The sequence below is a fragment of the Thioalkalivibrio sp. ALJ21 genome, assembly GCF_000378605.1.
Lineage (GTDB): Bacteria > Pseudomonadota > Gammaproteobacteria > Ectothiorhodospirales > Ectothiorhodospiraceae > Thioalkalivibrio.
In genome coordinates this window covers 852010-877664 of sequence record NZ_KB905155.1, presented here as the reverse complement: position 1 = coordinate 877664, position 25655 = coordinate 852010, and the positions used below count along the sequence as shown (strand labels likewise).

Below are 25655 nucleotides of genomic sequence, written 5' to 3'. Positions count from 1 at the left end.
CAAGGCGGCTCCCACAGGCGGCAGTGGATAGAACGATGACTTTTACCCGGCGCTACCCTGAAGTCTGTGGGAGCGGGCTTGCCCGCAAAGCCCCTGCCAGAGTCAGACCCTGCCGGATCAGTCGATGCTGGCCGGCTCGGCGGCGAGCTGCCCGGACTGGTAGTCGCTGATCGCCTGTTCGATCTCGTCGGAGGTGTTCATCACGAACGGGCCGTAGTGGGCAATCGGTTCGCCCAGCGGGCGGCCCTTGAACAGCAGCACCCGCGCATCCTGCTGGGCGATCAGGTGGATCTGCGTCTGCCCGCTCCAGGTGCCCAATTGCCCCGTCTTCAGCCCGGTCAGCTCGCCATCATAGACATAGGCGAGTACCCGGTCGTCCAGCTGGACGGCCAGCGACAGGCGGTAGCCGGCGGGCAGGCTCAGATCCGCCATGGCCGCGCCTTCGCCGATCTGTGCCAGCGGACCTTCGGTGTCCCCGGCGCTGGTCTGCCAGGACCCGGCAATCGCCTTGAAGTGCAGCGGGCCGTCGTCTTCCGGCAGGTGGCGCATCGCGTCGGCGCGCACGTCGCGGTAGCGCGGCGGGTCCATCTTGCGCCGTGCCGGCAGGTTCACCCAGAGCTGGAAGCCGTGCAGCCCGTCCGAGTCCAGCAGGGGCATCTCGGAGTGGATGACCCCGCGCCCGGCACTCATCCACTGGGCTTCCCCGGCCTCCACGCGACCCTGATTGCCCATCGAATCCTCGTGGGTCAGGCCGCCGTGGACGAGGTAGGTCAGCGTCTCGAAGCCGCGATGCGGGTGGGACGGGAATCCGCCGACGTAGTCCTCCCTTGCACTCGCTTTCAGCTCGTCCAGCATCAGGAACGGATCGAGCCCCCCGTTAAAGTCGTGAATGCGACGAATCTTTACCCCGGCGCCATCCTGGGTCGGTTGAGCGGTGCGTACGGTGTCCGGGGGGGTCGGGGTCATGGCGTTCTCCTTCGCAACAAGGCCTGCACCATACCGACCATGAAAACAAAAGAAAATTGCACTGCGCCCTTTCATGGGGCGGTTTGCGGCCGCCGGGGTATGCGGCTCCCTAGTCAGGGCGCGGCATGAAAACCGGGTATCCGTCGATTTCGCCGACCCCCAGGGGCTGGTTGTACAGCCGCTCCAGTGCGGACGGCACCAGCATCGTCCTTGTTGGCCCCCAGCAGGCCTTGCCGTCGGGGAACATCAGCAGCAGGTGGTCGCAGTAGCGTACCGCCAGGTTCACGTCGTGCAGCACCAGGATCGCGGCGCGATCATCCCGGGCGATACCGCGGATATGGTCCAGTACCGCGACCTGATGATGCAGGTCGAGCTGGCTGGTGGGCTCGTCCAGCAACAGGAGCCGCGGGTTCTGGGTGAGCACCGTGGCGATGGCCAGGCGCTGGCGCTCGCCACCGGACAGGGTGTCCACCAGGCGGTGCTCCAGCTCGGTCAGGTCCATCCAGGCCAGTGCGGTGCGGGCCTGGGCATAGTCCTCGGCGGTCTCGATGTCCCAGGGCCGCAGGTAGGGGTGGCGGCCGATCAGGGCCGTCTCCAATACGGTCGCGGGGAACCCGTCGTGGTGCTTCTGAAACACCAGGCCCAGTTCGCGGGCCAGCCGGGTGCGGGAGTATTCGGGGAGGGGGCGGCCTTGCACATGGATTTCTCCCGCGCGCGCCGCGCGCAGCCCGGCCAGGGTATGCAGCAGGGTGCTTTTCCCGGCCCCGTTCGGGCCGAGGATGCCCCAGCACTGGCCCGGGTTGATGGTCAGGTCCAGGGGCGCGCCACTGGCACGCTCCGGGATGTCGATGACCAGATCGCGGGTGGCCAGCAGGGTGTCCGGCCGTGGCGCCTCGTGCACGCTCTCGAAACCGGGCGCATGGGGATCGCCGTGACGTTGTGGATCGGCGGTGTGCGGAGGCATCAGCGGCTCCGGTACAGCAGGAACAGGAACACGGGAACCCCCAGCATCGCGGTGATCACGCCGACGGGCAATTGCTCCGGGGCGATCATCGTTCGGGCGAGGGTGTCGGCCAGCGTCAGCAGGATGCCGCCGCCGAGCGCCGAGGCGGGCAGGATCACGCGCTGGTCGTTGCCAAAGATCAGACGGAGCATGTGCGGCACGATCAGCCCGACAAAGCCGACCGCGCCAACCTGCATGACCGCCGTGGCCGTGATCAATGCCGCCGCGATATAGATCGTCCATTCCACCGGCCGCACGGCCACGCCCAGCGCCGCCGCCTGCATCGGGCCGCGCGCGAGGACGTTCAGCGTCCGACCCAGGGGCAGGGCCAGCAATACCACCAGCACCAGCACGCCCCAGGCGGGGTAGGGATTGCGGGCATGGGAGACATCGCCCATCAGCCAGTACAGCATTCCGGGCAGCTCCGCGGTCGGACTTACGGCGAGCAGGAAGCTGATCACCGCCCCCCAGCCGGCCGCCACGACCACGCCGGTCAGCAGCAACCGGGTCGGCGTCCAGCTGCCGGTGCCGTGCGCCAGGCCGAACACGATCACCGTGGACAGCAGCGCACCCGCGAATGCGGCGACCGAGACCGAGAACATCGACAGGCCGGCGAGCATCGCCAGCAGCGCACCCACCGAAGCCCCGCCGGAGAGGCCCAGCACATAGGGGTCGGCCAGCGGGTTGCGCAGCAACACCTGCATCAGGGCGCCGGCGACGCCCAGCAGCCCGCCAGCGGCGAACGCGGCCAGGGCGCGCGGCAGACGCAGTTCCAGCACCAGCGTGCTGTGCAGGCGACTCCCTTCGCCCTGAATCACGGCGAGCAGGTCCCCGGCGGGAATGGCGACACTGCCATAGGCCAGTGCGATCAGGATCGCGAGCAAGGACGCCGGGAGCAGGACCCCCGTGGCGAGGAGGAAGGAGCGGGTCACGGAGGGTCAGTCCGCCCGGCGCTGGCGGGCCCGTTCGAGTTCCTCGCACATCAGCCGGGTCCCTTCGGCAATCCGCGGGGTGTGACGCTGGAGCAGGGATGGCGGGATGAAGAACAGGTTGTCGCGCTGCACCGCGGTCATGTCCTCCCATTGTTCCCAGGCAATTACCCAGTCTGGTCGGTCCTCGCCCATGCCACCGCCGATGATCACCTCCGGGTCGGCCTCGATCACGGCCTCGCGGTCCATGCGCGGCACCAGGCGGTCCAGATGGCCGAACACGTTCTCCCCCCCGCACAGGCGGATGGCCTCGCTGATCAGGTGATCGTCGTTGATCGTCATCAGTGGTTGCTCCCAGACCTGGTAAAACAGCGGGACCGGGTCGCGGTCGGAATAGTCCAGCCGCAGAGTTTCGATCTCGTCGAGAAAGGCCTGCACGGCCTCTTCGCCGCGTTCCTCGGTACCTGCGAGCTGGGCCATGCGCCGCATGCTGGAGGCCACGCCCTCGAAGCTGCGTGGTTCCGAGACATAGACGTTCATCCCCAGGTCGCGCAGGCGCTCGATCTGCGAGCTGGAATTGCCACTGCGCCAGGCGACCACCAGGTCCGGGTCCATTTCGACCACGCGTTCCAGGTCGATGCGGCTGTAGCCCCCGACCCGCGGGATCATCTCCGCGTCCGGCGGGAAGTCGCTGTGCTGGGTTACACCCACCAGCTTGTCTCCGGCGCCGACGGCGAACAGGACTTCCGTGATGTGCGGGGCCAGGCTGACGATGCGTTCGGCGGGCCGGTCGAGGGTGACCTCGCGATCGTCATCGTCAGTCACCGTGACCGGTTCGGCCAGCGCCGGTGTCGCGCACAGGAGTATCGTGACAAGGAGTGTCAACTGGCGTTTTATGGCGATAAAAGTCATTAAAAAATCCGACTGTTGGGGATGGCTCGTAATGTTAAAAGCACCGTGTTTTCGGGGTGCTGTAAGGGCAGCGAAAGCGCTTCATCATAGCAGCAAGGGCAAGATGGTTTGGTGCCCAAATTGGTAGCGGGTGGCCTGAGTGCGTATCATGACTTGCTTTCGCCAGGTGCCTGCAGTCAGCAGGTGAAACGGGAAGCCGGTGCAAATCCGGCGCTGCCCCCGCAACGGTAAGCGAGCGGTAAATCGCTCGGCAGACTGGCCACTGGGTCCTGTGCCCGGGAAGGCGTCCGCCGATCGGCATTGTCCGACGCTCGCAAGCCCGGAGACCGGCCTGGCTGTTAATCATCCTGCGACCGTGCGGCGGGCAACGGTCGAGGGCGCAGGCGTGCTTGCTTGATGCCTGTTCCTTCGTGTCTTCGCCGTGCCGTCGCCTCGACGGAACCTCATGACGGCCCCAGCTCCCAACCAGCCAGAAGAGAATCCGAACGCGTTCGCCTCGGCCGAACGCGCGGCGGTCTATCGCGTGATCGGCGAGCGCCGGGACATGCGCCATTTCCGTCCGGACCCGGTGGACGCCGACACCCTGCGGCGGCTGCTGGAGGCCGCGCACCAGGCGCCCAGCGTGGGGTACATGCAGCCCTGGCGCTTTCTGCGGGTGACGGACGCCCGGCTGCGCGACGCGCTGCACGGCCATGTAGCGGCCGAGCAGGTGCGCACGGCCGAGGCCTGCGGCGAGCGTGCCGCCGAGGTGCACCGGCTGAAGCTTGAAGGCATCCGCGATGCGGGCGAGCTGCTGGTGGTCGCCCTGACCGACGGGCGTGAACGCTACGTGCTGGGCCGGCGCACGATCCCGGAGATGGACCTGTGTTCCGCGGCCTGTGCGATCCAGAACCTGTGGCTCGCCGCCCGGGCCGAGGGCCTGGGCATGGGCTGGGTGTCGCTGTTCGACCCGGACTGGCTGGCCGGGGAGCTGGGGATGCCGGAAGGGGCCTGGCCGATCGCGATCCTGTGTCTGGGTCATGTGGATGCGTTCTACGAGCGGCCGATGCTGGAAACCGAGGGCTGGGACCAGCGGCGGTCGCTGGACGAACTGGTGTTCGAGAATCGCTGGAAACAAAGGGACTCGGGTGTCGATGCGCCGCGCGCGGCTCGACGCCGCGCATGACCACCTTCGCCCTGCTGGTCGCCGCGCTGGTATTGGATCGGCTGCTGGGGGACCCTCGGCGCGGCCATCCACTGGCCGGGTTCGGGATGCTGGCGGCCGGGGTGGAGCGGCGCGGCCATGCGGATTCGGTCTGGCGCGGCGGTTTCTGGGTACTGGTGCTGGTCGTGCCCTTCGGGCTGTCAGCGTGGTGGCTGAGCCGTCTCCCCGGCGGCTGGCTGGTGGAGCTGGCCGTGCTGTGGCTGGCGCTCGGCGGGCGCGGGTTGGAGGAGCACGCCCGTCGTGTGGCCGATGCCCTGCAGGCAGGGGACCTCCCTGGCGCCCGACAGGCGGTGGGCATGCTGGTCAGCCGTGACACCTCCGAGCTGGACGCGTCGGGTGTTCGTGCGGCCACGGCAGAGTCGGTACTGGAGAACGGTAACGACGCGGTGTTCGCGACAGTATTCTGGTTTCTGGTCGCCGGTGCGGCGGGTGTGGTGGTCTACCGGCTGGTGAACACGCTGGATGCGATGTGGGGCTACCGCACGCCGCGCCATGCACGCTTCGGGCGGGTCGCGGCGCGGCTGGACGATATCCTGAACTGGATTCCGGCACGCCTGACCAGTCTGGCCTATTCGCTGGCCGGCCAGACACGCACGGCGCTGCGCTGCTGGCGCGACCAGGGCGCGCGCTGGAAGAGCCCGAACGCGGGGCCGGTGATGGCCGCGGGGGCCGGGGCGCTGGGGGTGACACTGGGTGGTCCGGCGCGCTATGCCGGGGGTATCGAGGACCGGCCGGTTCTCGGTGCCGGTGCCGCCCCGGGCCCGGGCGCCATCGATGCCGCGCTGCGGCTGGTCGATCGCGCACTGGCGATCTGGCTGGTGGCCATAGCAACAGGAGTGCTGATTGTTGTATTCGTCTGACGCCACAACCGAGTCCGTGAGCGGTCCGCTGGAGCAGGTCCACGGGGGCGGTGTGCGCGCGGCGGCTGCGCATTACGGGATCCCCGAGGCGCAGTGGCTGGATCTGTCCACGGGGATCAACCCGCAGGGTTATCCCGTCGGGCCGGTGCCCGCCGAGGTCTGGCAGTGCCTGCCGGAGGACGAGGACGGCCTGGAGGCCGCGGCCCGGGCGTACTACGGCGCTGAATCGCTGCTGCCGGTCGCCGGCTCCCAGGCGGCGATCCAGGCGCTTCCGAGGCTGCGCGCGGGGCCTGCGCGTGTCGGGGTACTGGAGCCGAGCTACAACGAGCACACTCGTGCCTGGCGGGCGGCCGGACACGAAGTGGTCGCGGTGAGCCAAGACGAGCTCGCCGGGACAGCGACCACCCTTGACGTACTGGTGCTGGTCAATCCGAACAACCCCACAGCCGTGTATTTCGACCCCGAGACACTGCTCGACTGGCACTGCACGCTCGCCGCGCGCGGTGGCTGGCTGGTGGTCGACGAGGCCTTCATGGACACCACGCCCGAGCAGAGCCTGGCGGGATATACGCCGCGCGAGGGGCTGTTCGTGCTGCGGTCGCTGGGCAAGTTCTTCGGTCTGGCCGGGGCGCGCGTGGGATTTGTGCTGGCGCCGGGGCTGTGGTTGGAACGCGTTGACTCGCTGCTGGGGCCGTGGAGCGTGCCGGGTCCCGCGCGGTGGGTGGCGCGGCAGGCGCTGGAAGACCGGGCGTGGCAGACACAGACGCGCTGGCAGCTGCAGGAGGCGGGACATCGGCTCGATGCGTTGCTGCGGGAAGCCGGTTTGCCGCCGACGGGCGGGACGCCGCTGTTCCGGTGGTGCAGGACCGAGCGTGCGCAGGTGATTCAGGATGCGCTGGCGCGGCAGGGCATCCTCGTGCGTCGTTTCGACCGTCCAGCCAGCCTGCGCTTCGGTCTGCCGGGGAGCGACGCCGAGTGGCAGCGGCTGGAAGCGGGGCTGCAGCAGGCATGAACGGTACAACGCTCATGGTGCAGGGGACCACCTCGGATGCCGGCAAGAGCGTGCTGGTGGCCGGCCTGGCGCGGGTGCTGCACCGCCGTGGGCTGTCGGTGGTGCCGTTCAAGCCGCAGAACATGGCGCTGAACAGCGCCGTCACCCTGGACGGCGGCGAGATCGGGCGTGCCCAGGCCCTGCAGGCCGCCGCCTGCGGCCTGGAGCCGCATACCGACATGAATCCGGTACTGCTCAAACCCAGCTCCGATCAGGGGGCGCAGGTGATCATCCACGGCCGTCCGGCAGCCGAGCTGGATGCCCGTGCCTACCACGACTACAAGCCCGTCGCTCACGAGGTCGTGCTGGTCTCGCATCGACGGCTGACCGCGCAGTATGCGCACGTGCTGGTGGAAGGCGCGGGCTCGCCGGCGGAGATCAACCTGCGCGCAGGCGATATCGCCAACATGGGGTTTGCCGAGGCGGTGGACTGCCCGGTGATCCTGGTCGCGGATATCGACCGCGGCGGCGTGTTCGCGCATCTGGTGGGCACGCTGGCGTTGCTGAGCGAGACGGAGCGCGCGCGGGTGCGGGGCTTTGTGATCAACCGCTTCCGCGGCGATATCTCGCTCCTGCAGCCGGGGCTGGACTGGCTGGAGCAGGAGACCGGCAAGCCGGTGCTGGGCGTGATCCCGTATCTCCACGGGCTGTACCTGGATGCCGAGGACGCCCTGCCGCGCGAGGCGGTGCCGGAAAAGGCGGTGAATGCCCTGAAGGTCGTCGTGCCGGCCCTGCCGCGTATCTCCAACCATACCGATTTTGACCCGCTGCGCCTGCACCCGGGTGTGGACCTTCGCTTCGCCGGCCCGGGCGAGTCGCTGCAGCCGGCGGACCTGGTCATCCTGCCCGGGTCCAAGGCCGTGCGTGACGACCTCGCCTGGTTGCGGGAACAGGGCTGGGAAGACGAGCTGCAGCGCCATGTGCGTTATGGCGGCAAGGTGCTCGGGATCTGTGGCGGCTTCCAGATGCTGGGCCGGGCCGTGCACGATCCTGACGGCGTCGAGGGGCGCCCTGGTTCCACGCCGGGGCTCGGCTGGCTGGACATGGAGACGCGCCTCGCACCCGACAAGCGCCTGGAGCGAGTTCACGGGGGCCGTGTGCTGGGCCGGGAGGCCCGCGTGGAGGGCTACGAGATTCATGCCGGTGTGACGACCGGGCCCGGGCTGGATCACCCGCTGCTGGAGCTGCAGCATGGCCCGGACGGTGCGCGCAGCGAGGACGATGCGGTGGCGGGGACCTATGTCCACGGAGTATTCGATACTTCCGCCGCAGCCGAGGCCCTTTTGCACTGGGCCGGAATGCGCACGGGGACGGAGCATGGCGAAGACCTGGGGACCGCACGCGAGCGTGGCCTGGAACGCCTGGCCGATACGCTGGAGGCGCATCTGGACCTGGGGCGCATCCTTGCCCTGCTGCGGGCAGAGAACACGGAGCCTGTGACATGAAGACGCTGGTACTGGGGGGTGTGCGTTCCGGCAAGAGCCGGCTGGCGGAGAATCTCGCCGATGCCAGCGGCCTGCGCGTGACCTATGTCGCCACCGCGCGTGCCGACGACGCCGAAATGGCACGGCGTATCGAGCGCCACCGCGCAGACCGGCCCGGTGACTGGGGCCTGGTTGAGGCCGATACCGGCCTGGCCGCCGCACTTGAAGAAGCCGCGAAACCGGATGAATGCCTACTGGTGGATTGCCTGACGCTGTGGCTGACCCAGCTCCTGTGCACCGAGAACGAGGCCCTGATCGAACGCGAACGTGAGGCCCTGATCGCCACCGTGCCGCGGCTGCCGGGCACACTGGTGTTCGTTTCCAACGAGACCGGCATGGGAATCACCCCGATGGACGCGCTGTCCCGCCGCTTCGCCGACGAGGCGGGCTGGCTGCACCAGCGCCTGGCCCCCACGATGGACCGCGTTGTCCTGACCGTCGCCGGCCTTCCGCATGTGCTCAAGGGTGACCCTCTGTGATCCAGAGCGTGCTTTGCCGCGGCCAGGATGACGGCGATTCGCGGGCAAGCCCGCTCCCACAGGGCTGCCGCACCTGCCCTTTTGGGAGAGGATTTGCTTGTGGGAGCGGGCTTGCCCGCGAATCCTGACCGAATAAGGAGAAGGCGTGACCGAAGACTGTGACTGGCTGCAGGTGCCGCCGGCGCCCCTGAGCGCGGAGGCGCGCCGGGCGGCGGCCGAACGGCAGGCCCAGCTGACCAAGCCGCCGGGTTCGCTCGGACGGCTGGAGGCGATCGCCGAGCGCCTGGCCGCCATGCAGGGTGTGGCCCAGCCTGCGCTCGAGCGCGTGCATGTCGCGGTGTTCGCGGGCGATCACGGTGTGGTGGCGGAGGGCATTTCGCGTTTCCCGCAAGCCGTGACCGCGCAGATGGTTGCGAACTTTGCGAACGGCGGCGCCGCGATCTCGGTGCTGGCGCGGCACCTGGGCGCGTCCATCGAGGTGATCAACCTCGGTACCGTGGCCCAGCCACCGGCCGTCGCCGGCGTACAGCAGCTGAACCTGGGCCCCGGCACCGCGAACCTGGCCCGCGAACCCGCGATGACACCGGCACAGCTGGAACGCGCCTTGAACGCCGGCCGCCAGTGCGCGGAGCGGGCGCGAAGGGGCGGGGCGCAATTGTTCATCGGTGGAGAGATGGGCATCGGCAACACGACGGCGGCTGCTGCACTCGCCTGTTCACTGCTGGACCTGCCGCCGGCCGATCTGGCCGGGCCCGGCACGGGCCTGGACGCGATTGGCGTACGCCACAAGGCCGAGGTGATCGAACAGGCCCTGCGAACCCACGCAGCGGTGCGCAGCGAGGCGCTCGGCAGCCTGCGTTGTCTGGGGGGATTCGAGATCGCGGGCCTCGCCGGTGCCTATATCGCCGCGGCGCAGATCGGGCTGCCGGTGCTGGTGGATGGTTTCATCAGCACCTCGGCGGCGCTGGCGGCCGAACGGCTGTGTCCGGGCACGTCGGGTTGGTTCTTCTACGCCCACAGCTCGGCGGAGCCTGGGCACCAGCGGCTGCTGGAAGCACTCGCCGCCGAACCCCTGCTCGATCTCGGCATGCGCCTGGGCGAGGGCAGCGGGGCGGCCACCGCCGTGCCGCTGCTGCGCTTGGCGTGCGAGCTACACGCCGGTATGGCGACCTTCGCCGAGGCTGGCGTGTCGGGCGATACCCCATGACCAAATCGGTCCGTATCGGTCTGCTGCGCCACGGCGAGACGACCGGTGCCGGCTTTCGCGGGCGCGGCTGCGATGATCCGCTGACCCCGGAAGGCGAGCGGGCGATGTGTGCGGCGTTCGAGGCCTCGGGCGAGTGGGATCGTGTCGTGTGCTCTCCGTTGCAGCGCTGCCGGCTTCCGGCCGAGGGCTTCGCCCGCGCGGCCGGGCTCCCCGTCCAGTGTGATCCCCGCCTGCAGGAGCTACATTTTGGTGACTGGGAGGGGCAAACGGCCGAGGTACTAATGCAGACGGACGCCGAGGCACTGGGTCGGTTCTGGGAAGACCCGTTCGGCTACCCGCCACCCAACGGCGAAGACCTCGGCAGCTTCCGCGACCGGGTGCTGGCCGGCTGGGAGCAGAGCGTGATCGCGCCGGGCGATCGTGTGCTTGTGGTGACGCATGGCGGGGTGATCCGCCTGCTGCGTGCGCACCTGGAGGGCTGGCCGTTGGAAAAGCTGTTGTCGATCGAAGTCCCGTTGGCCTCGCTGCACATTGTCGAGCCGGGCCAGCGTGATGGGGTGCCCTCGTGATCAAGCAGAACCTATGTAGGAGGCCAGCCCTCTGGCCGATGGGGCGTTGGCATGTTTCCAATCGGCCAGAGGGCTGGCCTCCTACAGCAAGAAGGGACGGAGGGGTGCAATGAACTCGGTATTAGCCCCCTTCTGGCTGGCCCTGCAGTTCCTGACCCGCGTGCCGACGCCGGCACAGGAGCCGCAGCCCGAGGACCTAGGCCGTTCGGTCCTGGCGTATCCGCTGGTCGGCCTGATCCTGGGGCTGTTGCTCGTGCTGGTGGGGATCGGGCTTTCCGCGATCCCCGGGGCGCCGGTGTTGCTGGTCGCGGCGCTGGTGCTGACCTTCTGGGTGGCCCTGACCGGCGCGCTGCACCTGGACGGGCTGGCGGACACGGTGGACGCCTGGGTCGGCGGTCAGCGGCATCCGGAGCGGGCCCAGGCCATCATGAAAGACCCGGCCTGTGGCCCTATGGCGGTCGCGGCGCTGATCCTGATCTTGCTGCTGAAAGGTACGGCGCTGGTGGCGTTGGTCGATACCGGCGCCTGGGTCGCGCTGTTGCTGGCGGTGCTCCTGGGGCGCGTGGTGCCGCCGGTGCTGTTTCTGACCACGCCCTACGTGAACCCCGTCGGATTGGGCGCGGACATGGCCAGGCACCTTCCACGCAGCGCCGCCATCGGCGTTGTCGCAGTCTCGGCTGCCGTGGTGCTGGTGCTGGGCCTGCTCTCCGGCCTTTGGGGGGTGATACCGGCCCTGCTCGCCGCCGGGCTGACGCTGTGGATTGCAACGCGCGTACTGCGACACTGGCTGGGAGGCTTCACCGGCGACACGGCCGGGGCCACGCTGGAGCTGGTAGAGACCCTGACCCTCGTGATTCTGGTGCTGACGCTCGCGGGCTGAGCCCGGGTCGATCAGGCCAGGTTAAAGACAGACGTTGTCACGAAACCGTCACCGCATTGCCACATACTGACGGAATGAACTCATTCCCCTCTCGCCTGAACCCGGGCCTTCTGGTCCTGCGCACGCTGACGAACCCCCTGCGGGCGGTGCGGGAGGTGGGCGAACTGGAGGCGATACCCCCCTGGTGGCAAACCTTTCTGCGTCTGGCGCTCCCGGTGCTGCTGGTTAGCGTGATTGCCAGCCAGTGGCTGTACCAGGTCATTCCGACCGGGTTGCCGCCGGAGGCGATGCCGGGGGCCTGGGGCTTCGGCGCCTACAGCGTGCTGGCGATGAGCATCGGGGTGCTCGGCCTGGCCTGGTCGGCGCACTATCTGACCGAACTGTTCCAGGGGTACTCCCACCCGGACCGAGCGATGCTGGCGGTGACCATCGGGCTGCTGCCCGCCTGGGTGGGGAAGGTGGCCGCCGCCTTCCCCTGGCCCTGGGGCAACACCGTTGGCCTGCTGCTGATCCTCTACAGCCTGTGGCTGCTGTACTGGTCACTGCGCGGCATCCTCGGCCTGAAGCGCGGCAACCGCATCGGCCTGTTCGTGGCCACCGTCTTCTGCGGCGCCTTCATCACCCTCATCTTCGGCTGGCTGCTGATGGACCTGATCCCTGGCGCCACCCCAGGGACCCGCATCGGCACGACCTGGCTGATCTGATTCACTCCGGCCCTGTAGGAGGCCAGCCCTCTGGCCGATTGGGAATATGCCAACGCCCCATCGGCCAGAGGGCTGGCCTCCTACAGGGGGCAATCGGGCAACTGGGGGCCGCTTTGGTTTTCGTTACCCGAGATCCGTATCTCTGAGGGTCCAGGGCGATTGCTGCGTGGCCTTGCTCCTTGGCAATGACGGTAGTAGTGGCTTCGGACCTGACACAGCTTTCTCGCATTACCTGGGTGCGTCAAAGCAGTTGTTCAGGGCCACGGGTATGTGGCTGGCCTGGTGTCCCCTGTGGCGCAGTTCGGCTCGGCATCGGCATCGGCCGTGGCTGATGAGTGGTGTGAGCCGAAGCGCTGGGGATGGCGAGAGGCGCCGTGGCGGACACGTTCAGGCGGGCGGCAAAATTTTTCCGGAATGGGGCTAAAGGATTCGGTCGAGTGGTCGTTACTGCTTTCGAAGGCGCACGAGTGTTCGCCGAGGAAGCCGACCAAGGTGGTTCGGCATGACGCTACAGGAGCGTAATCATGTCTCAAGTCATCAACACCAATATCCTGTCCCTGAATGCTCAGCGCAATCTGAGCAATTCCCAGGGCGCGTTGGCCCAGAGCCTGGAGCGACTGTCCTCCGGCCTGCGTATCAACAGCGCCAAGGATGACGCCGCTGGTCTGGCGATCTCCGAACGCTTTACCACTCAGATTCGCGGCTTGAACCAGGCCGTGCGCAACGCTAACGACGGCATTTCGTTTGCGCAGACCGCCGAGGGTGCGCTGAGCACCGTGGGCGACGCGCTGCAGCGTATCCGCGAGCTGTCCGTGCAGGCGGCGAACGACTCCAACTCCGCCTCCGACCGCGAAGCCCTGAACAACGAGGCCCAGCAGCTGATCGCCGAGATCGGCCGCGTCGCGAACTCCACCGAGTTCAACGGTGACGCGATCCTGGATGGGGCGCTGAACGACCTGTTCTTCCAGATCGGGGCCAATCAGGGTCAGAACATCGCTGTGTCTGGGGTGGATGCCAGAAACACCTCACTGGGCCGAGCTGTAGCGGTCGATGAATCGGTCGGTTTGAGCCAAGAACAGATCAACGATGTTGGGATTGCAAGCATCGGTGATATCACGATTACGCTCGACAATGTTGGGGTGTTGGAGGATCTTGGCATTGAGATCGAGGTTGACCTGGAGGACGTCACCTCCCTTGAAGATGCCGTGAGAGAAATTAATTCTGCGATTGCGAACTTCACATCGGATGAGACAGATCCCGAGGATGCAGCGCTGGAAGAGCAGGCTGTTCGTGACGCTGGCTTGAGCGCCTCACTCGTCACGAATAACGAGGGTCTGACGACTATCGCGATTCGCGGGAACTTCGACACGGCGTTCGACGTTGACCAAGAAGACGGGATCCTCCTTGAGGGTGGTACCGCAGGAACGGACGAGATCGCGCTTTTCGACGACACGGAATCGCAGCAGCTGAATCTGACTGATGTGGATATCGGCAACCGGTTCGGCGCGACCGAAGCCCTTGCCATCGTCGACGGGGCTTTGAACCAGGTGAATTCTCTGCGGGCCGACCTGGGTTCGGTCCAGGTGCGCTTCGAGAACACTATCGCGAACCTGCAGGTGTCCTCGGAGAATCTGGAGGCCGCCCGCTCCCGGATCCGTGATGCGGATTTTGCCGCCGAAACGGCCGAACTGACCCGGGCGCAGATTTTGCAACAGGCCGGTACCTCGGTGCTGGCCCAGGCCAACGCCACGTCGCAGAACGTGCTGGCCCTGTTGCAGTAAGTTGAACCGGTAAAAGGCCATGAGACGGGCGGGTGGCCAGACGGTCACCCGCCTTTAATGGCGAGGGAAGCAAGATGAGTGATTCGATTGGCAGTATCACTTCATTGGTGTTTCAGCCTGCTCGTCAGGGGCAGGGCGATGCCTCGATGCCGGTTGCCAAAGGGTTGACCGATACCGCGAGTTCTCGGAATGCCAGTTTCGGGGATGCCCCGGTGGGCCCCGGTGCTCCTGAACGGGGGCTGGATGAGTCGACCCAGTCTGTGGATTTGGGAGAGTCGGAGGGCATGGAGCAAGTGGTGGAGTCGATCAATGCATATCTGCAATCGTCCAAGCGTGCGCTGGAATTCAGTGTGGATGATTCCAGCGGCCGGACGGTGATCACGGTGAAGGATGCCGAGCAGGACGAGGTGATCCGGCAGATTCCACCGGAGGCAGTAGTTGCCCTGATCCGTCATTTCCAGGAACAGCAAGGCCTGGATGGTACGGGGGTCGAGGAACGCGCCTGACTGACCCGACGCATTATCAATCACAGTGACTTTCGGCCGGGCTTGTCCCGGCTTTTTTCTGTCTGGAGACTTGGGTGTGCACCTGATGTGGGGGCTCTATGGAAGTTGTTGCGGACCCGACAGAGACACAATGACAAGAAAATCGAAAATTCGTGTTAAAGCTGGCGGATAGCTTGTCGTTAACGGGCCTGAGAGCGGTTGAATGCCGCCATCGCGATCGCCCGAGGCGGTCTAAAGCTATGCCGTAAGGAGACGTAATCATGTCCCAAGTTATCAACACGAACATCCTGTCCCTGAATGCTCAGCGCAATCTGAGCCAGTCGCAGGGTGCCCTGGGCCAGAGCCTCGAGCGGCTGTCCTCGGGCCTGCGAATCAACAGCGCAAAGGATGATGCTGCCGGTCTGGCCATCTCCGAGCGCTTCAGCACGCAGATCAACGGTCTGAACCAGGCCGTGCGCAACGCCAACGACGGTATCTCGTTCTCGCAGACCGCCGAAGGTGCGCTGAGCACCGTGGGCGACGCGTTGCAGCGTATCCGTGAATTGTCCGTGCAGGCGGCGAACGACTCCAACTCTTCGTCCGACCGCGAAGCCCTGAACAACGAGGCCCAGCAGCTGGTGGCCGAGATCAGCCGCGTGGCCAACGAGACCGAGTTCAACGGCGACGCCATCCTGGATGGTGCGCTGAACGACATCTTCTTCCAGATCGGTGCCAACCAGGGTCAGAACATCGCGGTGTCCGGCGCCGATGCGCGGGCAACCGAACTGGGTCGGGCGATCGCCGAAGGTGCAGAAGGCCTGAGCCAGGAGGAAATTAACGACGTCGGCATCGAGGAGATCGGTGACATCGAGATCAGCTTGACCGCGGTCGGGGTCCAGGAGGACATCGAAGATCTTGATATTGAGGTCAATCTGGATGGGGTCACATCGCTCGAGGACGCGGTCCGAGAGATCAATTCGGCGATTGCGAACTTCGATGGGGATGACGATGAGACAGACTTGGTACGGAGCGCCGGACTTAGCGCCGCTCTCGTAACAGACAATGATGGCGACACTACCATTGCGGTACGCGGGAACTTTGATACCGAGTTTACCGTCAGCGGTGGACAGGTTGAACTGGAAGGTGGTGAGGACGGTGACGAGATTGATCTCTTCTCCGAAACTGCCGGTACCGATGGCGTCGAATCGGATCCGCTCAACCTAACGGATGTGGACATCGGTAGCCGCGCGGGCGCCACCGAAGCCCTGGCCGTAGTGGATGGCGCCCTGGACCAGGTGAACTCCCTGCGAGCCGACCTGGGCTCGGTGCAGGTGCGTTTCGAGAACACCATCGCCAACCTGGAGATCTCCTCGGAGAACCTTGATGCGGCCCGCTCCCGGATCCGGGACGCCGACTTCGCCGAGGAAACCGCGGAGCTGACACGTGCCCAGATCCTGCAGCAGGCGGGGACCTCCGTACTGTCGCAGGCGAACGCCACGTCGCAGAACGTGCTGGCACTGTTGCAGTAACTCAGGGTCTTCCAAAAAGGCCTTATTGGGGGCGGGTGGCTTTTGGCTGCCCGCCCTTTTTTATTGGGCGGTTGTGAATCCGAGGCATACGGGGGCAGGCTGGGTAACCCCTTCGGTTAGGCCAGAATGGAGCGAAAAGGGTGAGGCGGTTCACGAATGAAGTGGTCCGGCTCGGCTAAAGAAATCGCTGAGACAGTCGTTATACTCAGCTAGAACGCATGCGAAAGTCCCGAACAGGGGCGTGGTGAGGTGGCGCGTCATGGCAATCAGTTCTCTTGGTGTAGGGTCCGGGCTGGACCTGAATCAGCTGGTAGGGCAGCTCGTAGCAGCCGAACGCGAGCCAAAGGAGCTGCGCCTTAACCAGCGCGAAGAACGGATCGACGCACAAATCTCGGCCTTTGGCGAGCTGACCAGCAGTGTGGATCGGGTGGGTTCGGTGCTGGGCGACCTTTCCGGTTTCGAGCCTGCGCAATCGGCCTCGGTGGCGGATGAAGGTGTGGCGAATGTCACGGTGACCGGGGACGCCGAGAACAGCGATTTCTCGCTTGAGGTGAATCAGCTCGCGCAATCTCAGATCGTCGCCTCGGCTGCCGGAGATTTCGACAGCGCCGATGACGAGGTGGGCGCGGGTCAGCTTCAAATCCAGGTCGGGAATGGCAATGCGGTCTCCATCGACGTGGAAGAGGGCGCCACGCTGCGTGACGTGCGCAATGCGATTAACGACTCCGAAGCGGGTGTCACCGCGTCCATTGTGAATGACGGCAACGGCGCGCGCCTGGTCCTTAGCGCGAATGAGACCGGAGCGGAAAACACCATCTCCGTCACTGCGACGGAAGACCCCGAGGGAAGTGGATTGGGGCGTCTGGATAGCAGCAACCTGACCGAGACAAGGGCGGCCCAGGATGCCGAGGCTGTCATCAACGGACTGACCGTAACCAGCGCCACTAACACGTTGAGCGACACGATCGAGGGGCTCGAAATTGAACTGACGGGTGTCTCCAGCGGACCGACGACCGTGTCTGTGTCGGAGGATCGCGACGAGCTGGAATCGCTGCTGCAGAGCTTCGTGGAGAACTACAACGCGCTCATTGGGCAGACCAACCAGCTCACCGCTTACGATCCCGAAGAAGATCAGGCAGCCGTGCTGACGGGCGACAGCACGGTGCGCGGGATTCGCAGCCGTCTAGGCAATGCACTGATCCAGCCGGCGGAAGGTGCAGGCGGCTCGAATCAGACGCTGGCCGAACTCGGCATTATCTCCAACCGAGACGGGACGCTGAGCTTTGACAGCGCTCGCTTCAGTTCGGCCATGGACCGTGACGGGTTCGAGAACATCTCCGACACCGTGCGCAACATCGCGGGCCAGATGCGCGATGTGACCGACAGCTTTACCGGTCGCGATGGACTGATACAGGTCCGGCAGGACGGCCTGCAAAGCGATCTCAGCCGAATCGAGCGCCAGCGTGAGGATCTGGAGGCCCGCATTGAGCGCCTCGAGGCGAATTGGGTCCGCCAGTTTTCCCGCATGGACTCCATGGTGGCGCAAATGCAGGCGACGGGTGATCAACTGATGGCGCAACTGGCCAACACGCCGCTGGCCAGAAATCAATCCCGATAACCTCACCGACCAGGGGTAGTGAAATGTATGGACCGGGCATGAACAGGGCAGTCAACCAGTATCGGGAAGCGGGGCCCATGGCCGAGGCACAGGTGGCCAATCCTCACCGTCTGATTCAGATGCTGTTCGAGGGGGCATTGGAGCGTATCGCGGTGGCGAAGGGTGCGATCCAGCAGGGCAATGTCACCGTCAAGGGCGAACGCATTGGCAAGGCGATCGATATCGTCGAATCACTCAGGGCGATGCTGGATCACAAGCATCGGCCGGAGCTGGCAGCGAACCTGGATGCACTCTACGGTTACATGAGCCGTCGTCTGCTGGAAGGCAACGCGCAGAATGACCCGGAGGCGCTGGACGAGGTCGCCAAGCTTCTTCGCGAGATCAAGGCCGGCTGGGACGAGATTCCGCCGGAGGAACGTCAGCGCAAGGCCGGTTGAGGCGTCCGACCTTGACCGCGGGGGAGCCGCGTGCTGTTGTTCGCCGATCATGACGACAAACGATGCGGGTACAGAGGACTCCGGTGCAACGCTGGAGGATGCGGTGGAGGCTGTACGCGGCCTGATGGACCAGGCCATCCGCGAAGAAAACTGGGATCGCCTGGAAGAGCTCGACCTGAAGGCGCGCGTACTGGTCGAACGCGCATTTGGCGAAGAGCCCGTACCATTGCGTGATGACACGGGCGAGGCCCTGCGCAGCGCGCTGGAACGCCTGTCGGCGTTCTACGAAGAAACCGTTCCGATCCTGACCGAACGCCGCGGTGATGCCAGCCGCCAGTTGCGCGAACTGCGCGCGGGGCGGAAAGGCACCAACGCCTACGAGAACACCCGCCGCAACTCCATGCGCTCCGGGCCGATGAAGCCTGGGGGCTAGGGGGCTGTCCAGCGTTGGATCGCGCAGGGGCTGCGCTCCTACAGGTGGGCGCGTGTTGGTGTAGGAGGCCAGCCCTCTGGCCGATGCAGTAGTGCTTACGCAGCCGGAAGCTCAGGTTGACGGATTGGGGGTGCGGCGCACGGACTGGACGCTGCCGAGGGATTGCAGGCGGTCGAAGAGGGTGCTGAGTTCGCCGAGGTCGGTGATCTCGGCTTCGAGTTCCATGTGCACGCTGCGGTCGTGGGGGTCGGTTCGCGTGTTCACGCGCAGCAGGTTGATGCCGCTGGCGGAGAAGGCATTGCCGACTTCGCCGAGCAGGCCGGCGCGGTCGTGGGCCTCGAGCTCGAGGGTGATGGGTTCGCGTTCCGGCTCGTCGCCCCAGGAGACGGGGATCAGGCGGCCGCGTTTGTCCTCCGGCATGCGCAGGATGTTGACGCAGTCGCTGCGGTGGACGGAGACGCCGGCGCCGCGGGTGATGAAGCCGACGATCGGGTCGCCCGGTTGCGGGTTGCAGCAGCGCGCGCGGGAGGTCAGCAGGCCGCCGACGCCACGGATGCGGATCTCGTCGTCCTGGATGCGTTCTTCCCGGCGTGGTTCTGCGGGTTGGGGAGGGGCCGCCTCTTCGGCGTGGGCCTTTTCCGCCTGGCGCTGTTCGCGCAGCTGCTGGGAGATGCGTCCGGCGATCTGGGAGGTAGTGATGTCGCCGGCGCCGAGTGCGATCAGTAGCTCGTCGAAGGTCTGGAACTTCATGGCGTCGGCGAGCGCGGTGCGGTCCAGGTTCGAGCCGCAGCCCAGGCGCTGGCATTCGCGGTCGAGCAGGTGTTTGCCGGTGGCCAGGTGTTCGTCCTGGTGCTGCTGGCGGAACCAGGTGCGTACCTTGGAGCGGGCGCGGGCGGTGTTCAGGTAGCCGAGATTGGGGTTGAGCCAGTCGCGGCTGGGGCCGCCCTCGCGGGTGGTCAGCACCTCGACGCGCTCGCCGGACTTCAGCTTGTAGGTCAGCGGGACGATATGCCCGTCCACCTTGGCACCCCGGCAGCGGTGGCCGACCTCGGTGTGTACGGCGTACGCGAAGTCCAGTGGCGTGGCGCCCTGGGTCAGGTCCATTACCTCGCCCTGGGGCGTGAGCACGAACACGCGCTGGTGCAGCGGCTCGCTCTGGATCTCGTCGAGCAGGTTCTGGTCGGAATTGTCAGCGGCCTCCAGCAACTGGCGCAGGCTGCTGATCGCACGGTTGAGCGCCTGATCCTCGCGCCCGCCCTCCTTGTAGCGCCAGTGCGCGGCAACCCCGAGTTCGGCGAAGTCGTCCATCTCGCGGGTGCGGATCTGCACCTCGACGACCTTGCCATCGGGGCCTACCACGGCCGTGTGCAGTGACTGGTAGCCGTTGTCCTTGGGGTTGGCGATGTAGTCGTCGAACTCGCTGGGCAGGTGGCGCCAGTCGTTGTGCACGATGCCAAGCACGGTGTAGCAGGTGGCGAGTTCGTCGACGATCACCCGCGTGGCGCGCAGGTCGTAGAGCTCGTCCAGCGAGGTCTGCTTGCGCTGCATCTTCTTCCAGATGCTGTAGATGTGCTTGGGCCGCCCGAACACCCGCGCCTGGATGCCGGCCTCGGCCAGCCGGTCGCGCAGGGTATGGGCGAAGCGTTCGACATAGGCCTCACGCTCGGTGCGGTTCTCCTCCAAGCCCTTGGCTATCTCGCGGTAGGTCTCGGGTTCGAGGATGCGCAGCGCGAGGTCTTCCATCTCCCATTTCAGCTGGCCCACGCCCAGGCGGTTGGCTAGCGGGGCGATCACGTCCAGCGTCTCCTGGGCGAGCACGCGGGCGCCGTCGTCCGGCTCCTTCACCGCCAGGCGCAGGTGCTGCACCCGGTAGGCGAGCTTGATCAGCACCGCGCGCACGTCGTCGACCATCGCCATCAGCATGCGGCGCAGGCGTTCGGCCTGTTCCGGGCGCCCGACCGGGGCCTCGAAGCGACGGCTGACCAGGGCCGCGACGTTGACGGTCAAGCGCGCAATCGAGTCGCCAAAGCGCTCCTTGAGGGCACGCTCGTCGATCTGTCGGGCCAGATAGGCGCTGACCAGGAGCGCGGCGGTGATGGTCTGCCGGTCGACGTTCAGGTGACGCAGGACCTCGGCCACGTCCAGCGGATGAGACTCCAGCCCGGAGGCATCCACCGAGGTGAGCGCCAGGTCCAGCGCCTCCGCGAGCGCGGTTGCGGATGCGGCATCGCCATTGGGCCCGGCAAAGCGCGCGACCATCTGGTCGCGGTCCAGGCCCTGCAGCTCGGTGTTGGTGAGTAGCGAATGGCGCATGATCGCTTGCTATTGTACGTCAGCCGTCCGGCGGGCAAAGGCTCTGTCCGAAGGCAATTCATGTGACGGTCTGCCGGTTTGGCTTGCCATCGGACCCCTGCCGGGTCACGATCGGATCATGCTGAACCTGTTCAAACTGGCGCTGATTCTGGCGGTTGGCTACGCCCTGGTCGTGGGCCTGATCTATCTGACGCAGGACCGACTGATCTACATGCCCAGCAGCAATGTGGTCGGCAGTCCCGCGCATATCGGGCTGGAATACGAGGACGTGGCGCTGGAGACCGAGGACGGCGTGCGGCTGCACGGGTGGTATCTGCCGGGCCCGGAAGATGATGCGCCGGTCTTGCTGTTTCTGCATGGCAATGCGGGGAATATCGGCCATCGCCTGGAGTCGCTCGAGCAGTTCCATCACCTGGGGCTTGCAGTGCTGATTATCGACTACCGCGGGTACGGCCAGAGCCAGGGGCGGCCCCACGAGGAGGGCACCTATGAGGATGCCCGTGCGGCTTGGTACTGGCTGCGCGAGCACCTGGAGTACGAACCCGAGGAGATCGTGCTGTTTGGGCGGTCCCTGGGCGCGGCCGTGGCGGCGCGGCTGGCCGAGACCCGGAATCCCGCGGCTGTGATCCTGGAGGCGGCCTTTACCTCGGCCGCCGACCTCGGGGCGGAGGTCTACCCCTGGCTCCCGGTGCGCGCGCTGATCCGGCATGAATACGACGTGCTTGGACGGGTGGGGGCGATCGAGGCGCCGCTGCTGTTCGCCCATGCGCGCGAGGACGAGATCGTGCCGTTTGCGCATGCCGAGCGTCTGCTGGAGGCGAGCGGAGACGAGGCACAGTTGATGGAGATGGACGGCGGGCACAATGATGCCTTTCGGGCGACCGGATCGCGCTACATCGAGGGCCTGCGCGAGTTTCTGGAGGATGCAGGCCTGGAGCTGCGCCCGCGGGATGCGACGAATGGGGACGGGGAGTAGGCGCGGTGCTAAAATCGGCGTCTTTTGTGCCCGTCTTGAACGGCATGGACGCATGAATGCCTCAGCTTGAATTAGGCCCACCGGGGCTCGCGATCAGTCGGCAGGAAGGCCGGGGGGACGCACCGGTACTCACGCTGCGTTTCGGTCCCGTTACCGGGGCCAAGCTGCGCCCGGACGGGATCGATATTGCCCTAGGTCTCGAGCCGCTGGAGATCCCGGAAGGCCGCGAGGCGGCGCCCGAGCTCTGGTATGCGGCGGGCGCGGTGCGCACCGAACAAATCGATGACCTGATGCTGGCGCACGCGGGGGACCGGCTCGTGGGCTGCTGGTATCGGCCGCATGGCGCCGACGAGGACCCCGAGGCGATCACCGAGCAGGCCTATCATGCGATCCTCGAGGCCTGCCAGGAGCGGGGATTCGGGCACCTGGTGCGCGCCTGGAACTACTTCCCCGCGATCAACCAGGAACTGAACGGCCAGGAGCGCTACCGCAGTTTCTGTGCCGGGCGCGCCCGTGTGTTCGAGGCCCTGCCGGATTTCGAGCGGCACCTGCCGGCGGCGACGGCTATTGGTACGCATGTCGATGGCATGCTGATCTACTTCATCGCCATGCGCGAGACCACGCTGCGTATCGAGAATCCGCGCCAGGTCAGCGCGTTTCGCTATCCGCGGCAGTACGGACCGCGCAGCCCGTCGTTCGCGCGGGCGCGGATGAGTCAGGAGGCGTGCGGGGCCGCGGAACTGTTCATCTCCGGGACGGCCAGCATCGTGGGCCACGAAAGCCGGCACGCGGAGGATCTCGAGGCCCAGATCGACGAGAGCCTGCGCAATATCGGGGTGCTGCTGGCGGCGGCCTCCGAGGAGGGCGCTGTGGCTCTGCGCGATCCCGGCGACCTGTCGATGCTGAAGGTCTATCTGCGCCACCGAGCAGACGGTGCTCGCGCGCAGCGGCATCTGCGCGAGTGCCTGGGCGAAGACGTTGACATCCTGCTGCTGCATGGGGATATCTGCCGCAGCGAACTGTTAGTGGAAATCGAAGGGCTGTACCGCGAGGGCTAGCCCGCAGGGCCCCGCCTCTCGCGGGCATTGAACTGGCATTGGGCGCGCGCGGCGCGCAGAAGGGGGAAGTGGATGAATGATCCGGGGTACAAGCCGCATCCGGTACTGAAGGACTATTACGGCGACGAGTCGGAAAAACGGGCGTTTGTCGATGACCTGTTCGACCGAACGGCACCGCATTACGACCGCATCCTGCGTTGGGGGTTTCTCGGCACCGGCCAGGCCTATCGCCGCTACGCGCTGAAGAAATCCGGCCTGCAGCCCGGCATGGGTATCCTGGATGTCGCGACGGGCACGGGCCCGGTGGCGCGCGAGGTGCGCAAGGTGGTCGGTGACGAGAACATCACTTGTGTCGATCCCAGCCGCGGCATGATCGACGTGGCCCGGCGCTCGATCAAGGCGCGCTTCATCGAGGGTCTGGGCGAGCAGCTGCCGCTGCCGGACAAACAGTTCGACCGTGTGTACATGGGCTACGGCCTGCGCCATGTGCGCGACCTGCACGAGCTGTTTGGGGAGTACTTCCGCGTGCTCAAGCCGGGCGGTCGCTGCATGATCCTCGAGGTCTCGCGGCCCAGCACGGAGCGCCAGTTCAAGATGGCGCGGTTCTATTTCCGCGACTTCATCCCGTTTCTCAGCCGTCTGCTGACGCGCGACCCGGACGGCCATCTCCTGATGCGCTATTTCTGGGACACGATCAACGAGTGCGTGCCGCCGGAGAAGATCATGGGCGTGCTGGAGGATGTCGGTTTCCGCGACGTCGAGCGCGATGTGCAGCTCGGCGTATTCAGCGCCTACCTGGCGACGCGGCCGGCCGACTAGGCGGTTTGGCTCGCCTTAGGGTCCGCGTGGCGCCGGGCAGCAAGCGCGATGCGATTGGCCCCTGGATGGGGGATATCCTCAAGCTTCGGGTGCAGGCCCCACCAGAGAAAGGCCGGGCAAACGAGGCCGTTTGTGCCCTGCTGGCGAAGGCGCTGGGTTGCCCGGCCCGTGACGTGAGCGTTGTGGCGGGTGCGACCGCGCGCGACAAGACCGTGGCGATCGAGGGTTACAGCGAGGCGGACTTGCACCGCGCGTTATTCTGATTGCCAGACTCAATCAGCGTTTCCTCAATGGAGCCGCCAGGGCTCCCGCGACTCTTCCAGGATCCCATGAACCGTCTGACGATTACCCGACCCGACGACTGGCACCTGCACCTGCGCGATGGCGATGTCCTCGGCAGCGTGCTGCCGGATACCGCCCGGCGTTTTCGCCGCGCGATCATCATGCCGAACCTCAAGCCGCCGGTGACGACGGTAGAGGCGGCGGCCGAGTATCGCGAGCGCATCCTCGCGGCGCTTCCGGAGGAAGCCGACTTCGAGCCGCTGATGACGCTTTATCTGACCGAGGCAACCACGCCCGGGATGATCGAGGCCGCCAAGGCCAGCGGGTTCATTCACGGGGTGAAGCTGTACCCGGCAGGGGCGACGACCAACGCGGCCAGTGGTGTGTCGGATATCCGGCGATGCTATCCGGTGTTCGAGGCGATGCAGCGGGTCGATCTGCCGCTCCTGGTGCATGGGGAGGTGACCGATCCGGAGGTCGACATCTTCGACCGCGAGGCGGTGTTTATCGAACGCCACCTGCAGCCGCTGATTCGCGAATTCCCGGAACTGCGGGTGGTGCTGGAACACACCACGACCGAATCGGGCGTGGCGTTCGTCGAGTCGGGCCCGGACAACATCGCCGCGACCATTACCCCGCAGCACCTTCTGTATAACCGCAATGCGCTGTTCGTCGGCGGTATTCGGCCGCATCACTACTGCCTGCCGATCCTGAAGCGCGAGCGCCATCGCCAGGCGCTGTTGCGAGCCGCGACCAGCGGGCACCCGCGCTTCTTCCTCGGGACCGACAGCGCGCCGCACCCGCGGCATGCGAAGGAGTCCGCCTGTGGCTGCGCGGGCATCTACTCGGCCCATGCGGCGATCGAGTTCTATGCGGAAGCCTTCGCCTCGGTGGATGCGCTGGACAAGCTGGAGGGCTTCGCCAGCTTCCACGGCCCGGATTTCTATGGCCTGCCGCGCAACACGGACACCATCACGCTGGAGCGGGTGGACTGGACCGTGCCGGAGGCGGTGCTGTTCGGCCATGACCCGGGCGTGCCCTTGCGCGCGGGCGAAACCGTCGCCTGGCAGCTGGCGCGGCATTGACCCCACGGCGTGACCGACACGACAGCGGCGGTGGCGGGTCCGAACCTCAAGCCGTCCCCGTGGTCCCCGGTAGTACAGACATCGTTTGCATCGAGTAGCCAATTTCCGACCCCAGGGAGGGCACATGACCGAACCGGACGTACAACGCGGAACCCTGTGGTTCTGGCTGCTGATCAGTGTGGGCGTGGGCCTGCTGATCATCGCGCTGGGCGTGGGCCTGGAGCCGCATGGCGCGGCCATCCTGCGCGCGCCGCTGGAGTCGCCGGCCGCAGGCGCGCTGGCCTTTGGCATGGTGATGGTCTGGGCCGCCTATGGCTACGCGCTGACGGCCGGGCGTGCCGCAGGCTCGCAGGAGCTGGGCGTGGTGTTCCTGAACCTGGCGCTGCCGGTAGCCCTGATCGTGCTGTGGGGCAACGAGATCTTCGCACTGGCATTCTTCGTCGCCTTTGGCTGGGCCCTGACGCTTATTGGCATGGCGTTTCGGCTGTTCCGGCGCGAGGCGCTGGCGGGGATCATGATGCTGCCGGTGATCGGCCTGAGCATGACGGCCATCCTGCTGTCACTGACGCTCTGGATGGTGCCGGCGTAGGG

The 25655-nt window shown here is 66.3% G+C and carries 26 protein-coding genes and 1 riboswitch; of the genes, 21 read left to right on the top strand and 5 right to left on the bottom strand.

The window, feature by feature from the left end; translation table 11 throughout:
* Positions 1 to 117 precede the first annotated feature (117 nt).
* The 4 genes from F579_RS0104080 to F579_RS0104065 form a co-directional block, all read right to left on the bottom strand.
* Positions 118 to 966 carry a pirin family protein gene (locus tag F579_RS0104080; RefSeq protein ID WP_019024146.1) on the bottom strand — a complete coding sequence of 283 codons (849 nt, stop codon included), beginning with the start codon at positions 964 to 966 and terminating at the stop codon, positions 118 to 120.
* A gap of 109 nt (positions 967 to 1075) precedes the next feature.
* Complete coding sequence (locus F579_RS0104075; protein ID WP_019024147.1) at positions 1076 to 1930, bottom strand: ABC transporter ATP-binding protein; 855 nt, start codon at positions 1928 to 1930, stop codon at positions 1076 to 1078.
* Entirely contained in the window at positions 1930 to 2901 is a 972-nt protein-coding gene (locus F579_RS0104070; protein WP_019024148.1) for an iron ABC transporter permease, read from the bottom strand. Before F579_RS0104070 ends, F579_RS0104075 begins: the two co-directional genes overlap by 1 nt.
* 6 nt (positions 2902 to 2907) lie before the next feature.
* Positions 2908 to 3810, bottom strand: coding sequence for a cobalamin-binding protein (locus F579_RS0104065; RefSeq protein WP_019024149.1), 903 nt, complete (start codon positions 3808 to 3810; stop codon positions 2908 to 2910).
* Between the two features lie 147 nt (positions 3811 to 3957).
* Positions 3958 to 4160, top strand: a riboswitch (cobalamin riboswitch).
* 95 nt (positions 4161 to 4255) lie between these two features.
* Here F579_RS0104065 and bluB point away from each other — a divergent pair.
* The 15 genes from bluB to F579_RS0103990 all read left to right on the top strand — a co-directional run bounded on the left by bluB (position 4256) and on the right by F579_RS0103990 (position 18531).
* Complete coding sequence (gene bluB / locus F579_RS0104060; RefSeq protein ID WP_019024150.1) at positions 4256 to 4975, top strand: 5,6-dimethylbenzimidazole synthase; 720 nt, start codon at positions 4256 to 4258, stop codon at positions 4973 to 4975.
* A complete protein-coding gene (gene cbiB / locus F579_RS0104055) occupies positions 4972 to 5874 on the top strand; it encodes an adenosylcobinamide-phosphate synthase CbiB (protein WP_019024151.1) in 903 nt (300 codons plus the stop codon). Before bluB ends, cbiB begins: the two co-directional genes overlap by 4 nt.
* A gap of 16 nt (positions 5875 to 5890) precedes the next feature.
* Positions 5891 to 6886, top strand: a complete 996-nt coding sequence (gene cobD, locus F579_RS0104050) for a threonine-phosphate decarboxylase CobD (RefSeq protein ID WP_019024152.1) — start codon at positions 5891 to 5893, stop codon at positions 6884 to 6886.
* On the top strand, positions 6883 to 8370 hold the full coding sequence (locus tag F579_RS0104045; protein ID WP_019024153.1) for a cobyric acid synthase: 1488 nt from the start codon (positions 6883 to 6885) through the stop codon (positions 8368 to 8370). Before cobD ends, F579_RS0104045 begins: the two co-directional genes overlap by 4 nt.
* Positions 8367 to 8888 carry a bifunctional adenosylcobinamide kinase/adenosylcobinamide-phosphate guanylyltransferase gene (gene cobU, locus F579_RS0104040; protein ID WP_019024154.1) on the top strand — a complete coding sequence of 174 codons (522 nt, stop codon included), beginning with the start codon at positions 8367 to 8369 and terminating at the stop codon, positions 8886 to 8888. The genes F579_RS0104045 and cobU overlap by 4 nt, the downstream gene beginning before the upstream one ends.
* A gap of 145 nt (positions 8889 to 9033) precedes the next feature.
* Positions 9034 to 10095 carry a nicotinate-nucleotide--dimethylbenzimidazole phosphoribosyltransferase gene (cobT, locus tag F579_RS0104035; protein ID WP_019024155.1) on the top strand — a complete coding sequence of 354 codons (1062 nt, stop codon included), beginning with the start codon at positions 9034 to 9036 and terminating at the stop codon, positions 10093 to 10095.
* Entirely contained in the window at positions 10092 to 10664 is a 573-nt protein-coding gene (locus tag F579_RS0104030; protein WP_019024156.1) for a histidine phosphatase family protein, read from the top strand. Before cobT ends, F579_RS0104030 begins: the two co-directional genes overlap by 4 nt.
* A 109-nt stretch (positions 10665 to 10773) precedes the next feature.
* Positions 10774 to 11544 carry an adenosylcobinamide-GDP ribazoletransferase gene (gene cobS, locus F579_RS0104025; protein WP_019024157.1) on the top strand — a complete coding sequence of 257 codons (771 nt, stop codon included), beginning with the start codon at positions 10774 to 10776 and terminating at the stop codon, positions 11542 to 11544.
* A 74-nt stretch (positions 11545 to 11618) separates the two neighbouring features.
* Positions 11619 to 12248, top strand: coding sequence for a YIP1 family protein (locus F579_RS0104020; protein ID WP_019024158.1), 630 nt, complete (start codon positions 11619 to 11621; stop codon positions 12246 to 12248).
* A 524-nt stretch (positions 12249 to 12772) separates the two neighbouring features.
* Positions 12773 to 14029, top strand: a complete 1257-nt coding sequence (locus tag F579_RS0104015) for a flagellin (RefSeq protein WP_019024159.1) — start codon at positions 12773 to 12775, stop codon at positions 14027 to 14029.
* 74 nt (positions 14030 to 14103) lie between these two features.
* On the top strand, positions 14104 to 14535 hold the full coding sequence (locus F579_RS15495; protein WP_369772171.1) for a flagellar protein FlaG: 432 nt from the start codon (positions 14104 to 14106) through the stop codon (positions 14533 to 14535).
* A gap of 260 nt (positions 14536 to 14795) precedes the next feature.
* Positions 14796 to 16043, top strand: a complete 1248-nt coding sequence (locus F579_RS0104005) for a flagellin (protein WP_019024161.1) — start codon at positions 14796 to 14798, stop codon at positions 16041 to 16043.
* Between the two features lie 259 nt (positions 16044 to 16302).
* The gene (fliD, locus tag F579_RS0104000) at positions 16303 to 17661 is read left to right on the top strand and encodes a flagellar filament capping protein FliD (RefSeq protein WP_019024162.1); all 1359 of its coding nucleotides are present in this window, start codon (positions 16303 to 16305) and stop codon (positions 17659 to 17661) included.
* Between the two features lie 23 nt (positions 17662 to 17684).
* Positions 17685 to 18098 (top strand): flagellar export chaperone FliS, encoded by a 414-nt coding sequence (fliS, locus tag F579_RS0103995; RefSeq protein ID WP_026301026.1) that lies wholly within the window; start codon positions 17685 to 17687, stop codon positions 18096 to 18098.
* A gap of 49 nt (positions 18099 to 18147) precedes the next feature.
* Positions 18148 to 18531, top strand: coding sequence for a flagellar protein FliT (locus tag F579_RS0103990; RefSeq protein ID WP_019024164.1), 384 nt, complete (start codon positions 18148 to 18150; stop codon positions 18529 to 18531).
* A 111-nt stretch (positions 18532 to 18642) separates the two neighbouring features.
* Here the strand turns inward: F579_RS0103990 and F579_RS0103985 are convergent, their stop codons facing one another.
* Positions 18643 to 20844 carry a bifunctional (p)ppGpp synthetase/guanosine-3',5'-bis(diphosphate) 3'-pyrophosphohydrolase gene (locus F579_RS0103985; RefSeq protein ID WP_019024165.1) on the bottom strand — a complete coding sequence of 734 codons (2202 nt, stop codon included), beginning with the start codon at positions 20842 to 20844 and terminating at the stop codon, positions 18643 to 18645.
* A gap of 118 nt (positions 20845 to 20962) precedes the next feature.
* Here F579_RS0103985 and F579_RS0103980 point away from each other — a divergent pair, with 118 nt between their 5' ends.
* The 6 genes from F579_RS0103980 to F579_RS0103955 all read left to right on the top strand — a co-directional run bounded on the left by F579_RS0103980 (position 20963) and on the right by F579_RS0103955 (position 25653).
* Positions 20963 to 21820 (top strand): alpha/beta hydrolase, encoded by an 858-nt coding sequence (locus F579_RS0103980; RefSeq protein WP_019024166.1) that lies wholly within the window; start codon positions 20963 to 20965, stop codon positions 21818 to 21820.
* A gap of 164 nt (positions 21821 to 21984) precedes the next feature.
* Positions 21985 to 22878 (top strand): hypothetical protein, encoded by an 894-nt coding sequence (locus tag F579_RS0103975; protein ID WP_026301027.1) that lies wholly within the window; start codon positions 21985 to 21987, stop codon positions 22876 to 22878.
* Between the two features lie 72 nt (positions 22879 to 22950).
* The gene (locus tag F579_RS0103970) at positions 22951 to 23697 is read left to right on the top strand and encodes a class I SAM-dependent methyltransferase (protein WP_019024168.1); all 747 of its coding nucleotides are present in this window, start codon (positions 22951 to 22953) and stop codon (positions 23695 to 23697) included.
* A gap of 5 nt (positions 23698 to 23702) precedes the next feature.
* Complete coding sequence (locus tag F579_RS0103965; RefSeq protein WP_231365775.1) at positions 23703 to 23960, top strand: DUF167 domain-containing protein; 258 nt, start codon at positions 23703 to 23705, stop codon at positions 23958 to 23960.
* 66 nt (positions 23961 to 24026) lie between these two features.
* Positions 24027 to 25064, top strand: a complete 1038-nt coding sequence (gene pyrC, locus F579_RS0103960; RefSeq protein ID WP_019024170.1) for a dihydroorotase — start codon at positions 24027 to 24029, stop codon at positions 25062 to 25064.
* Positions 25065 to 25188: 124 nt separating this feature from the next.
* Entirely contained in the window at positions 25189 to 25653 is a 465-nt protein-coding gene (locus F579_RS0103955; protein ID WP_019024171.1) for a hypothetical protein, read from the top strand.
* Positions 25654 to 25655 lie beyond the last annotated feature (2 nt).

Coding starts and splice junctions, on each gene's coding strand:
- F579_RS0104080 (WP_019024146.1), bottom strand. CDS start 966: ATGACCCCGACCCCCCCGGACACCGTACGCACCGCTCAACCGACCCAG.
- F579_RS0104075 (WP_019024147.1), bottom strand. CDS start 1,930: ATGCCTCCGCACACCGCCGATCCACAACGTCACGGCGATCCCCATGCG.
- F579_RS0104065 (WP_019024149.1), bottom strand. CDS start 3,810: ATGACTTTTATCGCCATAAAACGCCAGTTGACACTCCTTGTCACGATA.
- bluB (WP_019024150.1), top strand. CDS start 4,256: ATGACGGCCCCAGCTCCCAACCAGCCAGAAGAGAATCCGAACGCGTTC.
- cbiB (WP_019024151.1), top strand. CDS start 4,972: ATGACCACCTTCGCCCTGCTGGTCGCCGCGCTGGTATTGGATCGGCTG.
- F579_RS0104045 (WP_019024153.1), top strand. CDS start 6,883: ATGAACGGTACAACGCTCATGGTGCAGGGGACCACCTCGGATGCCGGC.
- cobU (WP_019024154.1), top strand. CDS start 8,367: ATGAAGACGCTGGTACTGGGGGGTGTGCGTTCCGGCAAGAGCCGGCTG.
- F579_RS0104030 (WP_019024156.1), top strand. CDS start 10,092: ATGACCAAATCGGTCCGTATCGGTCTGCTGCGCCACGGCGAGACGACC.
- cobS (WP_019024157.1), top strand. CDS start 10,774: ATGAACTCGGTATTAGCCCCCTTCTGGCTGGCCCTGCAGTTCCTGACC.
- F579_RS0104020 (WP_019024158.1), top strand. CDS start 11,619: ATGAACTCATTCCCCTCTCGCCTGAACCCGGGCCTTCTGGTCCTGCGC.
- F579_RS0104015 (WP_019024159.1), top strand. CDS start 12,773: ATGTCTCAAGTCATCAACACCAATATCCTGTCCCTGAATGCTCAGCGC.
- F579_RS15495 (WP_369772171.1), top strand. CDS start 14,104: ATGAGTGATTCGATTGGCAGTATCACTTCATTGGTGTTTCAGCCTGCT.
- F579_RS0104005 (WP_019024161.1), top strand. CDS start 14,796: ATGTCCCAAGTTATCAACACGAACATCCTGTCCCTGAATGCTCAGCGC.
- fliD (WP_019024162.1), top strand. CDS start 16,303: ATGGCAATCAGTTCTCTTGGTGTAGGGTCCGGGCTGGACCTGAATCAG.
- fliS (WP_026301026.1), top strand. CDS start 17,685: ATGTATGGACCGGGCATGAACAGGGCAGTCAACCAGTATCGGGAAGCG.
- F579_RS0103990 (WP_019024164.1), top strand. CDS start 18,148: ATGACGACAAACGATGCGGGTACAGAGGACTCCGGTGCAACGCTGGAG.
- F579_RS0103985 (WP_019024165.1), bottom strand. CDS start 20,844: ATGCGCCATTCGCTACTCACCAACACCGAGCTGCAGGGCCTGGACCGC.
- F579_RS0103980 (WP_019024166.1), top strand. CDS start 20,963: ATGCTGAACCTGTTCAAACTGGCGCTGATTCTGGCGGTTGGCTACGCC.
- F579_RS0103970 (WP_019024168.1), top strand. CDS start 22,951: ATGAATGATCCGGGGTACAAGCCGCATCCGGTACTGAAGGACTATTAC.
- pyrC (WP_019024170.1), top strand. CDS start 24,027: ATGAACCGTCTGACGATTACCCGACCCGACGACTGGCACCTGCACCTG.
- F579_RS0103955 (WP_019024171.1), top strand. CDS start 25,189: ATGACCGAACCGGACGTACAACGCGGAACCCTGTGGTTCTGGCTGCTG.